Here is a 20,969-nt window from a genome sequence, read left to right on the forward strand (position 1 = left end):
GAAGACACTGCCAATCCTTATTTGGAGGAGGTACGGAATGAAGGTTAAACGAATAGTCACTAATATGGATACACAGGATATTGCGGCAGCGAAAAGTTTTTATCAGGACGTACTGGGACTCGATTTGTGGATGGATCACGGCTGGATTGTCACTTACGGTTCGCATGAGAAAATGAGCGTACAAATCAGTTTTGCCTCACAGGGAGGCTCCGGTACGCCTACGCCTGATCTTTCGATTGAAGTCGATAATATTGAAGAAGCATATGAACGTATGAAAAGTGCAGGATTTCCGATAGAATACGGACCTTCAGACGAGCCTTGGGGGGTTCGGAGATTCTATGTCCGTGACCCTTTCGGCAAGCTCATCAATATACTGGCGCATATCCAATCGAATTAAGCGCCATAGGAGTGAGGGCAACAGCATAAAGTTGCCCTTTTGTTACTCTTTTATTTAAATAATTTGCATAAAAACCGATTAGTAACAAATTATATCTTTATGTAACAATCCAATTTTAAGGAGGTTTTTCGTTATGCAACTCGCCGCGCATGAAGCTCAAGACTTGCATGAACTCGCGTTAAGCTGCGTCAACTCTATTACGAACATGGCTTGTTTTATAAATTTGGTTCAAGACGCAGAGCTAAAAGCTATTCTGCAGCAGCATTTCCCGCTGCATATTCAAGACTATAATATGAAGGCAGAATACTTGAGCAAGGCAGAAGGCACAGCTGCTAAATTACCGGTCCCTGATTTACGACCCATCTTGCAGTCTTTTACCCAATCCCCCCAAACTCCAGTCCCGGTAACACCCCGAACAACGATTCAACAATTTAATGACCGGGAAATGGCTACCGCTTATTTGCTCACTTTAAAGCGAGCTGGGAGAGAATATGCATGGGCCGCTATGGAGATGAGCCATCCGGACATTCGAAGCTTTTTGGAGGATGCCTTCCGTATGAGCTCCCATCATGCCTATGATGTTTGGCAATGGATGGTGAAAAAAGGCTTCTATCCGTTAGAGCCAGCTCCCCAAACAACGCTAAGCACATTAGGGGGGATGTACCAACTCGTTCAGGAGCCAGCGGTTGTGCAGTAGCTTAAATATCGATGCCCTCTTTACAAACATGAAGAGGGCATTTATTTGATTCTTTAGAAAACGGAAGGAATTAATGCGAACAGATTATCAATACGAAGCTTGGGGGGATGAAAATGGAAACGGAAATGTCTTATGGGAACGATTATCATTATTTACCCGTAACTTCGCTTGAGAGCGGAGCGGGGCAAGAAGTCCAGCCGGATCTGTTTAGTCAAACAATTCAAATCGTTAATGTTGCTCTCGTTGGTGATCCTGGGCAGGGTGAGTGGGTATTAGTGGATGCAGGAATGCCGAAATCTGCTGATGCTATTATTGCTGCTTGTGAAAGACGATTCGGTGCTAACAGCAGGCCTAACGGGATCGTGTTAACACACGGCCATTTTGACCATGTTGGAGCCATTATTGAATTGGTCCGGCATTGGGATGTTCCAGTTTTTGCACACGAATTAGAAATGCCGTATTTAACCGGAAAACAGAGCTATTCGGCTCCGGATCCTACAGTAGAGGGCGGAATGGTGGCTAAAATGTCCATGATATTTCCCATAGAGCCAATAAACCTAGGCCAACGAGTGGAGAAGCTGCCCTCAGACGGAACGATTCCCATCATGCCCCAATGGCGTTGGATTCATACTCCTGGGCATACACCCGGCCACATATCCTTATTCAGAGAAAGCGACAGTTCCCTGATCGCTGGCGATGCATTTGTAACAGTAAAGCAAGATTCCCTCTATAAAGTTGTTACACAAGAGCAGGAAATCAATGGCCCGCCAAGATATCTTACCCCCGATTGGCAAGCAGCTTGGGAATCCGTCAAAAAGCTGCAAGCATTGAGCCCGGCCGTTGCCGTTACAGGTCATGGACTGCCAATAACCGGTGAATTATTATCTGATGGCTTACAAAAACTGGACGATGAATTTGACCAAATTGCCATACCCGATTATGGAAAATAAGTTAGGCATTAGTGCTTTTTCCTTAGGATGGATATTTTCACATGGTGGTGATTACTAACTAACTTAAGAGGCCGAATACAATAAAAACGGTTCGCGAAGCGATGGATTGAAAATCATTACATAGGCAATCGGACGATGAAGTGGGTCCCCTTTCCAAGGGTGCTTTCTACGTCAATGCTCCCATCATGTGCGGTTACGAATCCTTTGGCAATGGCAAGCCCGAGTCCCATTCCGCCGTTAAAACGGGCACGTGCTTCATCCGTCCGGTAAAATCGATCGAAGAGATGAGGCAGATGCTCCGGTTCGATTCCGGGTCCGGTGTCGGTCACGGTGATGCGAAGATAACCGGATGTACTGCCTTCGCTTGTTTCCCGGTCTATCCCGATCGTGATAGAGCCACCCTGAGGCGTATAATGGATGGCGTTCACAATCAAATTGAGAAAAACTTGAGTCATCCGATTGGGATCGATGTCAATTTCAGGGACTTCGGAATCACACGTCAAGAAGATCCGGATCGATTTCCGATCGGTATCGGGAGTCACATGATCGACAATCCGGTTCAACAAGGTGGGCAGACTCGTTGCTTTACGCTCCATTGGCAATTTCCTGGATTCCGCCAACGAAAGCAAATGCAGGTCATCCACCAATCGAGTGAGGCGAATCAACTCATCCTGCAAAGACAGCAAGCTTTCCTGTTCCATCGGTTTGCCGCTCTGCTGTGCCAGGTCCAGCTTACCGCGTATGATCGTAATCGGCGTTCTCAATTCATGCGCTACATCGGCCACGAGGCTTCGGCGAACGTTTTCGGAGTTTTGAATCATCCGGGACATATCGTTGAAGGCCTGAGCTACTTTCCCGTATTCATCCTTGGTTGAAACAGGAGCCTGTATGCCGAATTCCCCCTTGCCCAGACGGTCAATGGCCGGGATCAATCGATAGAGAGGAGCAGTTAAACGCTTCGAGAGCCAATAGGCAACGCCAAGAGATATAGCGATGAACAGGCTGGCACTCAGAATGAGAAGAAAGAGAACGGAAATGGGAATGCCGATTCGCATTTTGGATAAATAGGCGACTTCCGGGTCGTAATAATACAAAACGGCAATCGTTTGTCCGTTCAGGCGAACAGGCTTGGTGATCCCCAGCCTCTTGATCAGCAGATCGGTTTCGTCGCCACCCCGCAGCAGCACATTATTTTGGGTAGACAGCAAAAGAAAGCTGGCATTACGGGCTTGGCTCCACTCGTTGAAATCAAGCTGCTGAACACCTTCCCAGGAATGGCCGTGATTTTGGTAATAACGGCCAAGCGGTTCGGCCAACGATTCTATTTCCTCGCCCCGGGTAGCCGCCACCGCAACTTCTGCGGACTTCTGAACAACCAGATGAGTCACCAGAATGAAAACCCCACTCATGGCGACGATAAACGAAGCCATAGCGAGAAATATCTTGCGGCTGACCTTCATGACCGGTCACCGAACCGATACCCGAATCCATATACCGTATGAATGTATACGGGGCGCGAGGGGTCATCCTCGATTTTTTTGCGGATTCGACTGATATGAGCGTCCACGGTTCGTTCATCGTTCAGGATATCGTCCTCCAGCGCCGCTTGCAGCAATTGAAGGCGGCTGTATACAATTCCCGGCTTGGCGGCGATGGTCAGCAGAAGCTTGAATTCGGTAGGAGTCAGGGAGATTTCTTTCCCCTGTTTCCATACGCGGCACTGGGCTTCCGAGATCGTCAGGTCCATATATTCCAGAGTCTGCATCGGAATTTCGCGCCCGCCGATTCGCCGCAGGACGGATCGAATCCGGGCGGCCAGCTCCCGCAAGGAAAATGGCTTGGTAATATAATCATCCGCTCCGACCTCCAGCCCGATGATTTTATCGGCTTCCTCCGTTCTCGCCGTAACCATAATGATTCCCATCTGTCCCATCTTCCGCAGCTCGCGGCACACCTCGAGACCGCTCATCTCCGGAAGCATCCAGTCCAGCACGACCAGGGAAGGCTGCATTTCCCGGGCTTTATGAATCGCTTCCTTCCCCGTTCTTGCCGTCATGATGGTAAACCCCTCCTCCCGCAAGAAGGACTCCACAAATTCAAGCACCTTTTCCTCGTCGTCCACCAGCAGCAGCTTGTATGACATCCTTTCAACTTCCTTTTCCGCTATTTTTATTATCATTATACTAGGTCGTTTATACGTTTTGTGGGGATTCGTCAAATTTCATCAAACCCGTAAAGGTTCGTCACAAGTTCACAACATTGTGCTGGTAAGATAAAGCCATATTCAGGAGTTAACAAAGCGGCGGTGGGCAAACAAGAGCCTAAGGCTTCAACCACCACAGTCTAGGGACCGGGGCGGAAAGGGGGAGAGGGATAGGTGCTCGTGTGGGTATTGAATGTATTTCTTGGCGGCTGGTTCGCATTGCAAATCCAATTGGACAGGAGAGTTCAAGGACATTGTGCCTTGAGGCAGTGGCAGACCAGTATTTCCACCGGCTTGTTAATCCTGGCTACCGGTTCCGCCGTTATGGCGTGCGGGCAGCTGTTAGTCAGGGAAGAATCGCTCCCTATGGTTTGGAACGGTTGCACCTATTTGGCGCTGCTCGTAATGCTCCCGGTTCTGTTCAGGGATCTGTCCGTCATAGCTACAACGCCAAGCGGATTTTGCATCGGGATAAGCATTAATCTGATGGCTCTGGGAGGGATGCTTCCTGTTTCCCGGTTAATCTTCTGGATGCCGTTGATCGGGACGGCAGCTATGGTACTGTTATATGCAGGCTACTGTGGACTGCACCGGATATGTTCTCCCATTCGCTCATTGTCGAACAATACAGGAGGAGGTTTGTTGCTAATGTCTGTTGAAACGAAATCAAATGAACGCCGCGGTAAAGTATCGGGACTTCTTTTTCTGGGTCTGGCCTGGCTATTGGCAGCCTGTGTTGTGATCCAAATCTTCATAGCCGGAATGGCCGTCTTTACCTCTCCGTCATACTGGCATAATCATATAGTGTTTATTCACTTATTTGAGTTTATTCCGATTTTGATGCTGATTTTCTCTTTTACCGGCCATCTGCCCCATTCATTGCGCTGGATGAGCGCAGCTCTATTTGTGATGATCTTTGCCCAGTTCTTTACCGCCAATCTTACCGGGGCCGGTGCATTTCATACGGTTATTGCCGCCGCGATGTTTTGGTTAGCTCTGCATGTGGCGATTCAGGCCAAGCGAATCATCATCGGTCCGGTTACGCAAAAAAGAAATTGCAAAGAATCTGGAAGCCGGACATAACGCCGACCTCTAATAAAATGAACTAAAGGAGCGGATTAGCTAATGAAAAATTCATACCGCAAGCCATGGCCGCTTATTTTGGCTCTGGGGGCTCTGGCACTCATAAGACCGATCATGAGTATGCTCGGGCTGTTGGAACGAATAGGACAGCCTTTCGCCAGCATTATCGTAACCCTCATAATTACCTTTATTTGGATCTTGGTAGTTGTCTTCGCGCGTGTCAGGCAGCCACTGGTGGTGTTGCTGTTCACCGGGATAACCTATGGAGGGTTTGCGATCCTAATTAGCGCCATTCTTTCTCCCATCCTTACAGGCCAACTGCAAGGTCCTTTAACGAACCCGTTCGCCGTGATCAGCGTTCTGGTCACCAATGCCATCTGGGGACTCCTCGCAGGGCTGTTGGCGTCGGCATGGATGCGTGCGCGTCAGCTTTAAGGGTTGTATTTAGGAATGTTACTGGATGCCGCTTTTTCAAGTCCGTTGTCAATCTTGGGACCGGGAAGAGGGAAGGGGCTGCCCCATATAAAAACGAAAAGAAGGGTGACCCGCTTCTTCTCGTTTTTTTGGCGTTTACTATTTTATAATGAACAATTCATATTAACACTTAAACCGAATGTTTCAATACATACAAAGTCGTTTGGACAGAGAAGTAGATATCGCCGGCATCAGTAATCGTTGCAGCCCGGATTTTGCCCGGCAGTTCGGACAGGACGGACGATTTCCCGGTTAGCAGATCGATTTCATATAACGTTGTTCCGCAGAAGGCGCCGACCTTCCGATCATCCAATTTTATAATCCACTCGCACTCTTCGGAAATCGGTATCTCTTGAACAAACTTGCGAGTATCCGTATCGTATATTCGGATTTGTCTGCCGACACTTAAAGCAACCCTGCCGTTAATCGCGCACAAGCCGGAATCCAGTTCATCGCCTTGAGGCAGCTTCTCTGTATGAATCAGACCTGAGCCTGGCTTCCATATCGCAAGATGACAGCAAATATCGCGGCGGGCTACCAGTCCGTTGGCATGGCCATTTGTCGTAAAATAAATATAATTGTCGTCCGCTGCCAAACCGGAGATCGCCTGCTCGGGAATCGGGTCGTACCAGCTATCGACCTTCAGTGTTTCGGGATCCACCCGCGATAGTCCACCGCCGTAAATCCCGTATTTGGCCCACCACCCCGTCCAAATACCACCGTCAGGACCTCTGACACTTCGCCCATGCGGCCGGATCAAATCCGGTCCTACAGATTGCAGCGTCTTGGGATTGACATTGTTCAATTGGTCCCAGGGCTGGTTCGGATCGTAAACGATATGATCCCCTCCGACGTATGCGGTCATGAATAGACGTTCGCCAACGAACACCATGCCGTACACCTCGCCTCCATGGTTGCATACCGAAGAGGAATTCCAGTACTCCCCCGATGTCGGATTGAAGCGAAAGATGGTCTGGCCGAAGCCGCTGGCTCCCCAAATATGGCCCCGGTTGTCGGGCGCAAGCGCAAACACTTCCGTCTCGGGAGCCTCAACAGGAATAGGATTCAACTCAATAACAAGCGGATTTTCATAATCGGGTTTGGAAGGCGGGGCATCGATGATGAAATAATCCTGTCCCCTGAAGCCGGCCAATCTGTTATTTTTCAACGGGATAAAGGGATTCTTTTGCCCATTTGGTAAAACGATGGCCTTCGGTCTGAGCTGTTCTGTATAACCATTGTCTTCGATCGGCAACAGCGACTTCGGATCATAAAATGCTACAACGTCAGTATCTTCTGTACAAATGAACTTCTCGTTAATTTCCCTAACGGTTGCACCTGGCGTGCCGAATGGCAGAAAAGTCCCGCTGTCGATATGATAAGCTTTCAAGCCATTCGTATCAAATCCGAAGTTCACGATGATATAGCCCGGCGCTTCGCCATGTACGGGACGAGTATACAAGTTTTTCGCGTTATCGGATACTCTACCAAGGTTAACCAGCGTATGGGTAGCCGGGTCGTACTGCATCAAGGAACATCCGGGATAAGTGCCTCCGTATACTTTGTCGTCAGAGCCGATCGTCAGTTGCCAGAAATACGATTCTCCGATGGACGGCAGCGGTTCTGCCCAATGCCTTGTTTTCAAATCAAAGACGTGCAAATAAGCCTGGTCCACGCAAGTGCCGATCACAAGCTTCTCATCATGCCAATTTACAATGCCCCATGCGCCGTTGCCTTTGGGTATAACAAACGATTCACCGTCACCCGTCACAACATCGATAAAAACGACAGTTCCGATAGCTCCCAAAGCAAAGTTCGACAGCACATACTTCTCTCTGCCATCCCATGGATCGGTTATCGTGGTATGCCCCAGAATGTTGAAGTTCCTGCAGGGCTGCGCAACATATTCGTATCCTGCTTTCGTTATATCATTCAATGGCGAACCCTCCTTTAGCGCTTGTATGTAGGTTGTATTTGTTTGAGTGTATTACTTGGAAGATTGGCCGTCAATTTAAAGACATATTATCGTTATTCGTAAAGCTATTAGGTTTGCCAACGATCTAACTGTATTTTATGTAGGCAATTTTAACCGGATTGCAGAAAATGACTAATCTAACTGGAAAAACCGCATTTAAAATCGGGGATTTGTGTTGATTTCGCCCAATTCTCCCGAACTAGCTGTATAAAATCCAGTCCGTTTTTCGCTTTTCACCCTAAGGGGGAAAACTAACTGTATGAAATCCAATTAGAGCCATCTATGCCCTTATGGGACAGCTCCGAATGATGAAAATGATGCTAATTTCTGGGTTCCTTCATATTCCTTACAGGATCAATCTATATATTTTGAAATCAGGAATTATATGGTATATTCACTACTATAGTATCGGTATGATGGGCAGAGCTTGGAGCAGACACTGGAATACTTGGAGCAGCACGTGCTGCGCCAAGGGAAGTGCTATCTGACGGAGGCCCAGCCTCTTTACGATGAAATGCAGCAATTTGCGGAACAGTTTGTTAGGGACTTGCGAGCCGGGCTTGAAGGAGCGTAGACCGCCGACCGAGGGAAAGATTAGAGGGAAGCTGCTGAGTGACACTTTGGAGGCGGCAAAACCCGTTGTATCGCTTTCCCATTTTGAAAATAATCTGACGTACGTCCAAAACGCCAATGAGGTGAATGAACTGAAATATACAGTAAGGATAGCCATCCTAATCGTCATCGTGATCGTGGCAGGGATCGTTGGGATTCAATATTATAGCGCGAAATATGTAGGCACCGTAGAAGAAGCGATAGCCCAAACCAATATCACTTATGATGAAATTTACCACATGACAGAGAAAAGAGGGCATAACATTCTTTTTTATGGAGAGGAAGATCATTTATCTGCAGGTTTAATAACGAAGAGCCGCTTGGGATACCAATGGATCTATGGTTTTGGCAGCAAGCTGTTTAACGAGCAGGACAGAGTTCTGACCAGAGCTTTCACCAACCTGCCTACCCAAACATCCGGAGATGTCAGTGAGCTGATCTCTTTGACCTTCGGGGTCATTAACGATGATAGAATAGACAAGCTATTGATCCAGCATAAAGATCAGCCCATAATGGAAGCGACGATAATTCCTACTTCCAAAGGACGGATATGGTTTTGTTTTTCCGAGACGCCCGTTAATTACGATCCCGAAGTCATCCGAATTGACGCAAACGGCAAAGAGGTATCTGGTTGGAACTAACCCTTCGGTATCAGGATGAGCCTTATGCGGGAAGAGGGATTAGGAGTTGGTTGAAAAGCGAGGCTAACAAACGGCCTCATTTATAAAATAACGGATTAGGAGAGATTAAGGATGCCGAGCGAAATTAAAGTCGTCGTAGGAGCGGGGGAGTACAATAAAGGGGAGGACTGGATTCATACCCAGGAAGAAGATTTAAGTTTACTCAACGAAGAGAATTGGCGAAGCCGATTTTTCCGAACAGTATTTCTGCCATTTTGTCCGAGCATGTTTGGGAGCATTTGACTTATGAAGAAGGGATACAGGCCGCCCGAATTTGTTATAACTATTTGAAGCCGGGAGGATATATTCGTTGTGCGGTGCCGGATGGATTGTTCCCTGATGAGGAATACCAGAAAACAGTCCAGATTGGCGGACCGGGACCGAACGATCATCCGGCTGCCAGCCACAAGATCGTACATACCTATCATTCCATCGTTTCCATGTTCAGTGAAGCCGGTTTTGACGTCCAATTGTTAGAATACTGTGATGAACAAGGGAAATTTCATTATAACGAGTGGGACGAGAAGCAGGGCTTTATTTATCGTTCCCGGCGGTTCGATCACCGAAATACCGACGATCATTTAGGTTTTGTGTCTTTAATTGTCGATGCGGTTAAATCATTGTAAGGACGGATAGAGTGATGAACAATTTTATGATCGGACAGTATGGAAGCTTTGATTATAACAAGTACCGCCGTGATTACAAGGACGCCTTTTTCGGAATAGAAGCCTGCCTTTTTAATAGCGAAGAGGATACTATGAATTTGATTCATGAATCCAGGACTCGCGGTTTTAACGTGGGCATTCATTTTCCGCTGCGAGCCGGACGTTCCCGTCTCAGAGATGCGCTTTTTCTATCCCCGGACCCTAGTGAAAGAGAAAGGGCTTTTGAGTTGGTTCAGCAGGAACTGGATTATCTGGTCAGAGTGAAGCCTGAGTATGTGTTGTTTCATTATCCGAAGCCGGTCCTGTTAGACGATCGGGTGGATTGGAGCAATTGGCGTTTTGCAGACAGTAAAGAATTTATTATGGAAAGCCATTTTTCTGCTGATGAATTTTTTGAGAAGAGTGTATATTTATTTCAGTGGCTGTCGGCGAAGAGCGAGGAGTACGATTTTGTCCCTGTTCTGGAGTTCGATGCTTTGAATAAGTATGTTTATGAGACAGACCGTCTGGAGCAACTATTACTTAAATACAGCAAAATTAAACTATGCTTGGATACAGGGCGACTATATTTACAGGAGAGGTTGGACCCTTATTTTAACTCTCGAGAAGTGATCAAGAAATATGTTAAATATGCGGAGGTCATTCATCTGTGGACTCTCCAATATACCGATCACATTGAAAAGTATCATTACCCGGTATTGCCCGAGCTCGGTCCCGAGGAAGGGTGGGCCCCCATTGAAGATTATCTAAAGTTGATTAGAGCGGAGAACAAAACGGTTAAGATTCAGTTTGAGCATAGATCCGACTTAATCAGCGACGACGATTTAGAAAGAGTCTATCAGTGGGTAGATGAACTGATAAACCGTTGAGGAGAAAAAGATAGGTGTGGAAAATTTGCCGTAAAGGTTGACAAAATCCAGAGGTTGAGGTAAGGTTTAGTTTGTCATAAAGACCTTGTTAGGTGAGGCTCCTATGCAAACAGAGGCCACTGCCCAGAAATATCGAAAGATGCCCATGGGTAGAACAGGAATTGCCGGATTAAGGCTTTTCATAAGGTGGCTAAGAGAAGAATCGTCTCTTTACGTTGTATAGTGCCAAAACTCAACTAGGGGGGCGGGAATGTTTTTTCGATATGCATTCATCCGATCCTCTAGGACTCCTAGAGGTTTTTAATTTTGTACTATAATTGTGAGTTCAAAAAGTCAACTTTTCAGCACCAAGAAGATTGTGCGAAGCTGAAGGAGGAGGAGCGGAGTGTAGGCAGACCTACATGAGCACCGGACTTCGAGGGTGAGTGCAAGGTTCGATGTTGAATATGCTTCTTTGTATTACTTCGTGATCAAAAGGGGACTTTTTTTGAACCACCTCTAAAAAAGGGGGGAGAACACCCGATGGACAGTAGTAGTAGCAGTTCCAGTAGTCGATTATCTAATCAAGTTCACAGTCTTGTGAAGAGGGGGAACGGTGTTCTCCTTGCCCTCAACTGTTATTCATATGGTCATTCCCATGCGCACTGTACACCAGGGCGGGTGTGTTTGAGTATGCGTATTTAAGCGTTGAGTGTAATGGAGAATAGGATCTGCTTGACCCTCCTTTTTACAGGGAGGGTTTTTTTGTGTTGGTGAACGGAAGAGAAGACAGCATGTTGAGAAGGATGAAAATGTTTTTAAGCTAGGAGGGGACTACTATGGTTCAAGAATGGATGCTTCAGGAATTACAAGATAGATTAGCCGAGCAAAACAAGGAGGGGCTGGATGATTTCCTGGCTCGGTATCAGCCTTATGATTTGGCTGAAATGTTGACCCAACTGGAGGAAGAAGAACAGATTGAATTTATTGCCGCGCTTCCCATTGCTTTAGGGGCAGAGATATTGGAGTATGTCGATCCCGAATTGCAGTATCGAATACTAGACCGTGGAGCCAGGGAGACGGCGGCCTTGCTGCTTAATGAGATGTCCAGTGATAGAGTGGTTGATTTACTGATAGCGATACATCCTCATCAGGCCAAAACTTTAATGGAGTTCCTGCCTCTCGATTATCGGGAGAAAATCAGCACCCTGATGAAGTATCCCCCAGAGTCGGCGGGAAGCTTGGCAACCGTAGATTATATTGCGGTACGAAATTATTGGACGGTGGACCATACGCTTCAGCATGTCCGCAAAGTCGGTCATGACGCGGAAATCGTCTCTTATTGTTATGTTCTCGATACGCATGGCAAGCTAGTCGGGATCGTCTCGCTTAAAGAAACTATTCTGGCCAAGACGGGCTCCAGGCTAGAGGATATCATGAGAGAGGATGTCATTTCCGTTCCTGCTCAAATGCACCAGCAGGAGGTCGCGAATATTTTATCCAATTACGATTTAGTGGCTATTCCTGTAGTAACCGATGACCATCGAATGATCGGAATCATTACCGTCGATGATTTGATTGACGTTATTCATGAAGAAGCGACAGAAGATTTTCAGAAAATCGGCGGAAGCCAGCCTTTGGAAGAGCCTTATTTTAAAAACTCCTTCTGGAAGCTTTTTCGCAAGCGGATCGGATGGCTGCTTATCTTATTTGTAGCTGAAGCGTACACGGGGAATGTGCTGCGGTATTTCGAGGATACTCTTTCCGAAGTGATTGCACTCACTTTCTTTATTCCATTGTTAATTGGTACGGGTGGAAATACAGGGACGCAAACCGTCACTATTCTGGTACGTGCCCTGGCACTCGGGGAAGTCAAATTTAACGATATCTTTAGAGTCGTCCGTAAGGAGGTCGCTACCGGTCTGTTTCTAGGAGCTTGTATGGGAATAGTAGCTTTTATTCGCGCGGAGCTTCTGGGAGTTGGCTTCGACATTGGGTCTGTCGTTGCCGTCACGGCTATCTTTATCGTGATTTGGGCCTCCTTGATCGCGGCAGTGCTGCCTCTTGTATTGCACAAGCTTAAGGTAGATCCTGCCGTCGTCTCCGGACCTTTTATTGCCACCTTGGTGGATGGAACCGGTTTGATCATCTACTTCACTTTGGCCAAGCTGATGCTGAACTTATAGTTTTGTATTTAGCCCTCATCCACAGGCTGGATGGGGGTTTTCGTCTTCTGTGCAACCCCGAGCTTGTTATTGCTTGTGAATATGATAGACTTCACCTGGAAGGGTTTTGCTTTTACATGAATCTCTCTTACAGGGAAGATAGGAGCGGGATTCGGATGATCAAAGCGGTCATTTTTGATTTGGATGGAACACTGCTGGATCGGGATACTTCGCTAAGAAGATTTGTTGAAGATCAATATGATCGATATTTTGCTGGCGACGGGCCTATTGCCAAAACAAAGTACGCCGATCGGTTTATTGAGCTGGATAATCGCGGATATGTCTGGAAGGATAAGGTTTATCAAGAGCTAATTAAAGAACTGGCCATAGATCAGCTTACATGGGAAGCCCTGCTGCAAGATTATTTGGACAGCTTCCCCAAGTTCGCGGTTGCGTTTCCGAATACAGCCGAGCTCCTGTCTTGGCTGAGGGGGCAGAAGATTAAGATAGGCATGATCAGCAATGGTTATACCCAGTTCCAAACCGATAACTTGCGGGCCCTCGGATTAGAACACTACTTCGACGAAATATTGATTTCGGAACGCGAGGGAGTTCGTAAGCCGGACCAAGAAATATTCAGGAGGGCTTTGGAACGATTGAAGGTGAGGGCGGAGGAGGCGATTTTTGTAGGAGATCATCCGCTCAATGACGTACAGGCTTCAATAGATGCCGGAATGAAGGGGATTTGGAAGAAGGATCCCTTTTATCAGCAGGAAGTGAGTGCAAGTGGAATCATTGAAGATTTGTTGGAAGTCCAAGAGCTGATTAAGGCTTGACCGTATGCGGAGCGTCCACCCCGACTTCAGGGAATTCTCGTTCTTTATGATTGTTAATAGCTGCTTAATGGATTTTTAAGAATTAATTAGTCGGGTTTTAAAGAATGGATCGTATAATAGAAACCGACAAGCTTAGGGGATATGAACACCCTCTAACCAATAAAGAGGATGGTGCAGATGATAACGATCCTTGTAGTGGATGATGATAAAGAAATTGCCAATCTCATCTCGCTGTATTTGGAGAACGATGGTTACCGGGTATTGCGGTGTGGGAACGGGCGGGAAGCGCTCAAGCTGATGGAAGAACAAGAGGTAAATCTGATGGTTCTTGACATCATGATGCCTGAAGTAGATGGCTTGGAAGTGTGCCGCAGAGTGCGTGAGCACAGTACCCTGCCTATTCTGATGCTTAGCGCCAAAGCCGAAGATATGGATAAAGTTCTCGGCCTAATGACCGGCGCCGACGATTATATGATCAAGCCCTTCAATCCTATGGAGATGTCTGCTCGGATTAAATCATTGCTCCGGCGTTCGTTCCGTTACAATACGGAAGGGAAGGCGACGACTCGACCGGATATCCTGCAGATTCATTCGCTCGAAATTAATAAAATTACTCACACCGTAACAGTAAATGATTCCCCGCTTTCGCTAACTTCCCGAGAGTTCGATATTCTACACTTGTTGGCCAATCATCCGGGCAGAGTATTTCGGGCGGATGAAATTTTTCAACGGGTTTGGAAAGAAGACTGCTATGTGGCTAACAACACGGTCATGGTTCATATTTGCAATCTGCGAGAGAAGCTGGAGAAAAAGCTCGGGTATAAGCTGATCCAAACGGTGTGGGGGGTAGGCTATAGAGTAGAGGAGTAAACATACGGCCAGCATCTTTTGGAGATTGATCCGCTAAAGGAAAAGCGCCTGCATCCTTGCAGGCTTTTTTGCATTTTTCCGGTTCGCTGCATCCTAGGACTCCAAATTTATACAAACAAACTACTTGTCATCGGAGGAGGGAAGGGTTAACATCGATAGAAATCCGGTCGAAATAATAACTTCCGAGGATAATAGCGATTCGGTTACGCTAACTTGGCTCATAGCGATGAGAAATTCATCGGACTTCTAAAAAAGAATTAATGTTGGTAGAGGAAGTGAATTTAATGGATATTTATATCGTAGATGCATTTACTAGCGAACCTTTTAAGGGGAATCCGGCAGGTGTATGCCTGGTTGATTCTAATGTCTCCGAACGTTGGATGCAGGACGTAGCGAGCGAATTGAACCTGTCGGAGACCGCTTTTTTATATAAGCAAGAGGAGGGCTACATTCTTCGCTGGTTTACACCTCTGGCGGAGGTGGAGCTGTGCGGACATGCGACCCTGGCCAGTGCGCATATTTTATGGGAGAAACAAATTTGCCCGGAGCCTGAAATCAAGTTTGTAACAAAGAGCGGAATATTAACCGCCACCAAAGACAAGGACGACATCCGCTTAAGCTTCCCGCTGGAGCCGGCGGAGGATTGCGATCCGCCACGAGAATTAATAGAAGGTCTGGGAGTTCCTTTGCAATACGTTGGGAAGAACAGAATGGATTATTTGGTAGAAGTGGAGAATGAAGAGCTTGTTCGGGGTTTAGTGCCCGACTTTAATTTATTTAAACGTGTGAATTCCAGAGGAATCATCGTTACCAGTGTATCTGGCAAGGAGGCTTTCGATTTTGTGTCCAGATGTTTTTATCCGGCCCTTGGTGTAGATGAAGATCCTGTTACAGGCTCGGCCCATTGCTGCCTGGGTCCATACTGGAGCAATAAATTAAAGCGCAACCGGTTACAGGCCATCCAATTATCTGAACGACAAGGAATATTAAAGCTGCTCGTATCGGAGGATAGAATTCAAATCTCGGGACAAGCGGTTACCACCCTGCAAGGAAGCCTGGTGTGCAGATAAGCATAAAGTGATGAACTCATAGAAAACTGTATCGCCATCTGACACACTCTAATATTTATCAGACTAAAGGAGCGTATTGACCCTCATGGATAAGACTTTCAGCCTGCAAATCCTGCTGCCGGACAATATGGAAAATCAATTTATAGACTGGACGAATAAAATTCCTTATGCAAGCAGGGCTAGTTGGGGCGGGCACATTACTCTAATCTCTTCGTTGCGGCTTGTGGGGAATTTGAATGAGGTTGCCCAAACGATAAACGAAGTTTGCAGCAGAACCCCGCCGATCCCTATTCAGCTAAATCATGTAGTTTGTGAAAAGCATCTCGTTTATCCGGATCTAAAAATCGTTTACCTGGAAGGCTCTGAACCTAATGAACCGCTGAACCATTTTCAAAATCGTTTGATGACCGAATTAATGCAACTCACTGAAATGGAAGAAATCGAAGGGAATCATCCATGGGATTATAATCCTCATTTAAGTCTGACGCTGGGATTAGAAAACGAACAAGCTAACGAAGCTGCGGAGGCCGCCCGGCGGAACAAGTTAGAAATTCAGTTCTCCGTCACCCGGATATGGCTTATGGAAAATCGGTTATCTGCAACAAGCGGGAGAATGGATACCATCCGGCTGCAGTCTTTTGATCTCGGGAGTAAATTAACACGACAGCCCAAATAAGTGCCGATGTTTATGAATGGAAAGTTGTATAATGAGTTGCCATCTATTTAGTCTTCCATTTCCTCTTCTTCCTCTTCGCCGTATGCCAATTGAATGTCGATGAACTGGATGACCATTTGGCAAATCTCTCCTGTTTCATCGTAGCCCCAATAGACAGGGTAAGAGCCATCGCCAAAACCACTTTGAAAGATAGGCAGATGGTATTCCGTATCAGGAATCTTCCAGTTCATCCAATCGCCGCCTTCACGTTGATATTGGGGATTCTGCCGGAAGCTCTGGGCAAACAGGGCGGCAAAATAATCATCGTAAAGGTTGCTTTCTTCTGTGTGCCATTCCCAACAAAGTCACAGAAAGCTTGATGAAGTCGCTTATCACAGATACATGCGAGACCGGCATCCACGTTGAAGCCAAAAAAATCATCTTCCTCTAGTTCCGAGAGGTCTTCATGGCCAATGAGAGCTTCCTCGAATCGGATGGCAATCGGCAATCGCATCGGCAAATCTCAGCCGAACAGCGGCATATCGGGCACAGTCACCTTGTGATTAAACGGTTATACCGAGACTTTCCCTTGAACCGGTCGCCTAAAATTGATTTGATGAATACATCAAACGATGAGAAAGAGGGAATGTTTTTGCAGATTCAATTGTTAGAAATCGATAAAACAAATTGGTTTGATGTCACACAGCTCCAAATCAGCGAAGAGAACGGAAGGAAATTTATTGTCCCTATCGTTTACTCTTTGGCCGAATCCAAGTATGAGACACATTTATGCCCGTTAGCCATCTATAATAAGAAAGAACTTATCGGCTTTACGATGTATGGGCATGACCCAGACGATGGGAATTACTGGATTTATGTGTTTATGATAGATAAGAGAGCCCAAGGGCAAGGTTTTGGCCGGGCTGCGTTAACCCATTTAGTCGAGCATATTTGTAATCGGCATCAGGTGCACAAGGTGGTTTTGGGACACAAGCCCGAGAATGAGAAGGCGATGAGGCTGTATGAATCCGTCGGCTTTGCCGATACAGGCCAAAGAATTAACGGGGAGATCATAAGACAGCTTGTCCGGAGCAGGTAGTCTTTTACCGCTGCATGAGCTGAAATTGAAGGGTTGAAGCAAGGGGGTAACGCACCAAACCAGGAATCCTCAGAGATTGACGCCCTTACTTGAAAAAGCTTATAATTCTATTCACTCACAGATGCGGTGGAATCGATGGTGGACGTGTTGGTCCGCGGTCTGGTCATGCCCTCGTGCGATCAGAATTAGCTAGAAGATGTAGCTATTACAGCAGCAATAACTGAATTAATGAGATGTATAGTTAATACAATCAATATTTAATAACATTAACGAAATGAACAAACCACTCGAATCCGCAGAAATATGAGAATAGACAAAGGAAGTGATCAAGCTGCCTTGGATTTATTTGACCTTAGCTATCGTGCTGGAGATTGCCGGAACCGTGTCCATGAAGCTGTCCCAAGGACTTACGAAACTATGGCCCTCCGTTTGGATGATTGTATTTTATTTTCTGGCCTTTTCCAGCTTAAGCTTATCTCTGAAGAACGTGCCGGTAAGCGTCGCTTATGCCATCTGGTCCGGTCTCGGTACGGCTGCTATTGCCGTGATCGGGTATTTCGCTTTTCAGGAGTCGATGACTTGGCTTAAGGCCGGTTCGATTATGTTAATTATTGTTGGAGTGATCGGGCTTAATTTAGGGGGAGGAGCGAAGTCATCAGACGGGTCTGTTCCGGATGGAGGCAAGATCGAAATCGTCCATGAGGGCTCGAACGATTTATAAATCGAATGACCTTTCGGAACGCGCTTGAATGATGTTGGTATCCATATGATGTAGTTGAAAATATCTCACAATATGAGTCGAGGAGTTAATTAAGATGAAGACGGTGCCGAGTAAGGTAAAGGCTATTACAGAGGCGCATTTGGATTTACTTCACTCCACTTTGCCTGATAGGGTTGAAGGCTACTATCTGAATGGTTCCACCGCGCTGGGGGCGTATAATGACGGTTTAAGTGATATTGATTTTATAGCCGTTATGCGGCGAACTCTGACGGAAGCCGATCAGAATGCGCTTCTGCAGGTTCATCGTCAGCTTCAGCGCCGATTTTCCGCTACATTTTTAGATGGAAGCTATATAGTGAAAGAGGATTTGGAACACTTGAATCATAAGGCGGCCCCGTGTCTTCGGTTTAACGAAGGGAAATTCCGCGGAATAGAGTCATTGGACAAAGACTCCATCGACGTTTATCAGTTCATCACCTATGGAATCCCTTTGCGAGGGCCGGAACCATCAGCCTATCAAATAGAGATAGATTGGGATAGATTGCTGGCAGAGATGAAAACCAATTTGAATACATACTGGGTAAATTGGAGAAACCGTTGCGCGAAATTTCCGTCGCTTTCTTACTTGGCTTTGTACGTCAGCTTGAGCGGGATTGAATGGGGCGTATTGGGAGTTACCCGACTTTACTATACTTTTAGGGAAAGAGACATTATTTCCAAGATCGGGGCGGGGGAGTACGCACTGCGGACGCTTCCCGAAAGATGGCACCGAATTGTTAAAGAAGCGATGAGACAGCGCCATAAGATTACGAAATCCTATTACCGCTCCCTTATCGAGAGACGCAAGGATGCTTTGGCCTACATCGATTATATTATTCAGAGCTGTAACAAAAGGATGTAGAAGAAGGTAGAGCGGGTGTATTGACAGACCCCAATGAAGCAAGGTATATTATTTATTGTAAATGTTACGATTAAATGACGTGCATTCGTCGGGCGCAAAACCAATGAGCTGAAGGTTTCTGTTTTATCCATATATTAATCCAAACATCGGACTTGAATGTCCGATATTTTATCGAAAATCAATCGTAATATTTACAATCAAACATCGACCGCTGTGTTTTCGATCGTATTAATTTGCTCCCAAGTACCGGACAGCATAACGTTTAAGGATACTGCGGGCAAAGAAATTACGCTGTCTCTTACTGATTTTCGCTTAAATGTCGCTGTATTTATTGGCGAGAATTTTTCAGAAGACGAAATCAAGACAGGACTAGCCAGCTTTCGGTCCGTTTACTTAGGGCGGTTCATTAGGACAAGCACCGTGGAGCAAACGAAAGAGAATAATAGAGAATTTGAAGAGAGGAAGAGTCTATCATGAGAGTAATCATTACCCTGGCTTGTACGGAAACAGGGGACCGCAACTATACGATAACTAAAAATAAAAAGACACACCCGGAGCGTCTCGAGCTCCGTAAATACTGTCCCCGCCTGAGAAGACATACACTGCATCGGGAGACCAGATAAGGGAGGAACTTCATTGACCACATGGAATTTATCGGATACCCGTTCTCAGGTGCTGCGTTGACCACCATCATTTACCGTCATGTTCCTTCACGCACCGCCACACCGTCCGCCGCAAGCTGCGTATGGTGCGGTCTTCTCTCCTTTCCAGGCTGGATCACCTTCGAAGCTTCTCTCCATACTTGATTCAAAGCTTTACATCCTCAACTTCCAAACTTCCACAATTAGCAATAACCAGTCCCGCGAGCCCTTTCAAACAAGGCAAGGCCGGCTAACAGCTGTTCCTGATCTGTCCAAGATTGAACCCTCAGCTAACCGAAATCAATTTAATTTTGTTTTCAAAAAAACATTGACAAATGGCTTTCAACCAATTAATTTGTATTTAGACATAAGTTTTGCATAGGGGAAACAAATAGACGACTGCTCAAATAACATTTGTTGCGGTCATGTGACGAACCAATTTTCAGAAATCGGGAGGAGAAACAATGGAGAGAAGCTTTTTCAAAAAAATTGGCTTTTTAGGAAGCACGGGGGTTCTGGCCTTGTCATTGCTGCTCGCAGGCTGCAGTTCAACGGAAGGGGAGGCTGCAACGGAGGAATCCGGCGGAAAAATTAACATCGTGACGACGATTGCGCAAATTGCCGAACCTATATCGGTGATTGGCGGGGACAAAGTCAATGTGGAGAGTTTGATGGGGCCGGGGGTAGATCCGCACTTGTACAATGCGTCACAGGGAGATATCAAGAAGCTGGAGGGCAGCGACATCGTCTTTTACAGCGGATTGTACCTGGAAGCCAATATGGTCAGAGCGTTTGAGGAAATCAGCAAGACCAAGCCTACGCTGGCTATTGGAGAAAGTATCTCCAAGGATAAGCTGCTCAATGATGAAGAAGGAGCGATCGACCCGCACATTTGGTTTGACATTGATTTGTGGAAGGAAGCGCTTGGAGCCGCGACCGAAGAATTGAAAAAATATTCGCAGGAGGACGCAGATTACTTCGAAGCGAATAAACAGAAATATTTTGAACAGCTGGACGAACTGAAGGCAGAATCAAAAGAGAAGCTGACGCAAATTCCTAAGGAACAACGGATTCTCGTAACGGCACATGATGCATTTGGTTATTTTGGCCGCTTGCAGGATATAGAGGTGGTCGGGCTGCAGGGCTTGAGTACGGAGGATGAAATCGGACTGTCGGATATCGATGATACGATTGCTATTATTGTGAAATACCAGGTTCCGGCGGTTTTTGTCGAAAGCAGCATCAATCCCGCCTCTATTAACGCGGTCATCGAAGGAGCGAAGAAACAGGGGCTCGATGTGAAGGTCGGTGGAGAGCTGTATTCGGATGCGATGGGCGATGCAGGAACACCGGAGGGAACTTATATCGGAATGTACCGACACAACGTAGACACGATTTATAAAGCTTTGAGTGGAAGAGGGGATTAA

Annotated in this window: 22 protein-coding genes, 2 pseudogenes and 1 riboswitch; of the genes and pseudogenes, 19 read left to right on the forward strand and 5 right to left on the reverse strand. The window is 46.4% G+C overall.

The genetic code is table 11. From position 1 onward, the window contains the following. Window positions 1-37: 37 nt before the first annotated feature. The 3 genes from KJS69_RS05090 (at window position 38) to KJS69_RS05100 (ending at window position 2,044) form a co-directional block, all read left to right on the forward strand. On the forward strand, window positions 38-397 hold the full coding sequence (locus KJS69_RS05090) for a VOC family protein (RefSeq protein ID WP_213582224.1): 360 nt from the start codon (window positions 38-40) through the stop codon (window positions 395-397). Window positions 398-530: 133 nt separating this feature from the next. Further along, window positions 531-1,094: a spore coat protein gene (locus KJS69_RS05095; RefSeq protein WP_213582226.1), complete on the forward strand. Its 564-nt coding sequence runs from the start codon at window positions 531-533 to the stop codon at window positions 1,092-1,094. Between the two features lie 113 nt (window positions 1,095-1,207). Beyond that, window positions 1,208-2,044: an MBL fold metallo-hydrolase gene (locus tag KJS69_RS05100; protein WP_213582228.1), complete on the forward strand. Its 837-nt coding sequence runs from the start codon at window positions 1,208-1,210 to the stop codon at window positions 2,042-2,044. 116 nt (window positions 2,045-2,160) lie between these two features. Here KJS69_RS05100 and KJS69_RS05105 read toward each other — a convergent pair whose 3' ends face one another. Further along, window positions 2,161-3,504 carry a sensor histidine kinase gene (locus KJS69_RS05105; protein ID WP_213582229.1) on the reverse strand — a complete coding sequence of 448 codons (1,344 nt, stop codon included), beginning with the start codon at window positions 3,502-3,504 and terminating at the stop codon, window positions 2,161-2,163. Beyond that, window positions 3,501-4,187: a response regulator gene (locus tag KJS69_RS05110; protein WP_213582231.1), complete on the reverse strand. Its 687-nt coding sequence runs from the start codon at window positions 4,185-4,187 to the stop codon at window positions 3,501-3,503. The genes KJS69_RS05105 and KJS69_RS05110 overlap by 4 nt, the downstream gene beginning before the upstream one ends. 234 nt (window positions 4,188-4,421) lie before the next feature. On the opposite strand from KJS69_RS05110, the gene KJS69_RS29570 reads away from it, so the two are divergent. Further along, complete coding sequence (locus tag KJS69_RS29570; RefSeq protein ID WP_249730377.1) at window positions 4,422-5,330, forward strand: DUF6220 domain-containing protein; 909 nt, start codon at window positions 4,422-4,424, stop codon at window positions 5,328-5,330. A gap of 42 nt (window positions 5,331-5,372) precedes the next feature. Beyond that, on the forward strand, window positions 5,373-5,765 hold the full coding sequence (locus tag KJS69_RS05120; RefSeq protein ID WP_213582233.1) for a hypothetical protein: 393 nt from the start codon (window positions 5,373-5,375) through the stop codon (window positions 5,763-5,765). Window positions 5,766-5,934: 169 nt separating this feature from the next. Here the strand turns inward: KJS69_RS05120 and KJS69_RS05125 are convergent, their stop codons facing one another. Next, window positions 5,935-7,740: a hypothetical protein gene (locus KJS69_RS05125; RefSeq protein ID WP_213582235.1), complete on the reverse strand. Its 1,806-nt coding sequence runs from the start codon at window positions 7,738-7,740 to the stop codon at window positions 5,935-5,937. 466 nt (window positions 7,741-8,206) lie between these two features. Here KJS69_RS05125 and KJS69_RS05130 point away from each other — a divergent pair, with 466 nt between their 5' ends. The 9 genes and pseudogenes from KJS69_RS05130 (at window position 8,207) to KJS69_RS05170 (ending at window position 16,201) form a co-directional block, all read left to right on the forward strand. Then, window positions 8,207-8,353, forward strand: a complete 147-nt coding sequence (locus KJS69_RS05130) for a hypothetical protein (RefSeq protein ID WP_213582237.1) — start codon at window positions 8,207-8,209, stop codon at window positions 8,351-8,353. Continuing rightward, window positions 8,340-9,032, forward strand: coding sequence for a hypothetical protein (locus KJS69_RS05135; RefSeq protein WP_213582239.1), 693 nt, complete (start codon window positions 8,340-8,342; stop codon window positions 9,030-9,032). The genes KJS69_RS05130 and KJS69_RS05135 overlap by 14 nt, the downstream gene beginning before the upstream one ends. A 111-nt stretch (window positions 9,033-9,143) precedes the next feature. Further along, a pseudogene (locus KJS69_RS05140) lies at window positions 9,144-9,697 on the forward strand (class I SAM-dependent methyltransferase). Between the two features lie 14 nt (window positions 9,698-9,711). Beyond that, complete coding sequence (locus KJS69_RS05145) at window positions 9,712-10,605, forward strand: sugar phosphate isomerase/epimerase (protein ID WP_213582241.1); 894 nt, start codon at window positions 9,712-9,714, stop codon at window positions 10,603-10,605. Between the two features lie 77 nt (window positions 10,606-10,682). After that, a riboswitch (M-box (ykoK) riboswitch) is annotated at window positions 10,683-10,855 on the forward strand. Between the two features lie 583 nt (window positions 10,856-11,438). After that, window positions 11,439-12,770, forward strand: coding sequence for a magnesium transporter (gene mgtE, locus KJS69_RS05150; RefSeq protein ID WP_213583046.1), 1,332 nt, complete (start codon window positions 11,439-11,441; stop codon window positions 12,768-12,770). A gap of 155 nt (window positions 12,771-12,925) precedes the next feature. Further along, entirely contained in the window at window positions 12,926-13,585 is a 660-nt protein-coding gene (locus tag KJS69_RS05155) for an HAD family hydrolase (RefSeq protein ID WP_213582243.1), read from the forward strand. Between the two features lie 177 nt (window positions 13,586-13,762). Continuing rightward, on the forward strand, window positions 13,763-14,455 hold the full coding sequence (locus KJS69_RS05160) for a response regulator transcription factor (protein ID WP_213582245.1): 693 nt from the start codon (window positions 13,763-13,765) through the stop codon (window positions 14,453-14,455). Window positions 14,456-14,739: 284 nt separating this feature from the next. Next, window positions 14,740-15,525: a PhzF family phenazine biosynthesis protein gene (locus KJS69_RS05165; protein WP_213582247.1), complete on the forward strand. Its 786-nt coding sequence runs from the start codon at window positions 14,740-14,742 to the stop codon at window positions 15,523-15,525. 85 nt (window positions 15,526-15,610) lie between these two features. Beyond that, the gene (locus KJS69_RS05170) at window positions 15,611-16,201 is read left to right on the forward strand and encodes a 2'-5' RNA ligase family protein (RefSeq protein WP_213582249.1); all 591 of its coding nucleotides are present in this window, start codon (window positions 15,611-15,613) and stop codon (window positions 16,199-16,201) included. Between the two features lie 47 nt (window positions 16,202-16,248). On the opposite strand, the pseudogene KJS69_RS30470 reads toward KJS69_RS05170, so the two are convergent. Both KJS69_RS30470 and KJS69_RS30475 read right to left on the reverse strand, forming a co-directional pair. Further along, window positions 16,249-16,506, reverse strand: a pseudogene (locus tag KJS69_RS30470) (DUF4241 domain-containing protein); the annotation flags it as partial. After that, window positions 16,428-16,694, reverse strand: a complete 267-nt coding sequence (locus tag KJS69_RS30475) for a DUF4241 domain-containing protein (RefSeq protein WP_213582251.1) — start codon at window positions 16,692-16,694, stop codon at window positions 16,428-16,430. The pseudogene KJS69_RS30470 and the gene KJS69_RS30475, both read right to left, overlap by 79 nt. Between KJS69_RS30475 and KJS69_RS05185 the strand changes: the two genes are divergently transcribed. The 5 genes from KJS69_RS05185 (at window position 16,647) to KJS69_RS05205 (ending at window position 20,969) form a co-directional block, all read left to right on the forward strand. After that, window positions 16,647-17,279, forward strand: coding sequence for a GNAT family N-acetyltransferase (locus KJS69_RS05185; protein ID WP_249730378.1), 633 nt, complete (start codon window positions 16,647-16,649; stop codon window positions 17,277-17,279). The two genes, KJS69_RS30475 and KJS69_RS05185, sit on opposite strands and share 48 nt — an antisense overlap. 322 nt (window positions 17,280-17,601) lie before the next feature. Further along, window positions 17,602-18,000, forward strand: a complete 399-nt coding sequence (locus KJS69_RS05190) for a DMT family transporter (protein ID WP_374706610.1) — start codon at window positions 17,602-17,604, stop codon at window positions 17,998-18,000. 94 nt (window positions 18,001-18,094) lie between these two features. Beyond that, window positions 18,095-18,901, forward strand: coding sequence for an aminoglycoside adenylyltransferase domain-containing protein (locus KJS69_RS05195; RefSeq protein WP_213582255.1), 807 nt, complete (start codon window positions 18,095-18,097; stop codon window positions 18,899-18,901). A gap of 473 nt (window positions 18,902-19,374) precedes the next feature. After that, complete coding sequence (rpmG, locus tag KJS69_RS05200) at window positions 19,375-19,524, forward strand: 50S ribosomal protein L33 (protein WP_213582257.1); 150 nt, start codon at window positions 19,375-19,377, stop codon at window positions 19,522-19,524. Window positions 19,525-20,006: 482 nt separating this feature from the next. Then, window positions 20,007-20,969 carry a metal ABC transporter solute-binding protein, Zn/Mn family gene (locus KJS69_RS05205; RefSeq protein WP_213582259.1) on the forward strand — a complete coding sequence of 321 codons (963 nt, stop codon included), beginning with the start codon at window positions 20,007-20,009 and terminating at the stop codon, window positions 20,967-20,969.

It is taken from the genome of Paenibacillus sp. J2TS4, assembly GCF_018403245.1.
In the GTDB taxonomy this organism is placed as follows: Bacteria; Bacillota; Bacilli; order Paenibacillales; family NBRC-103111; genus Paenibacillus_L.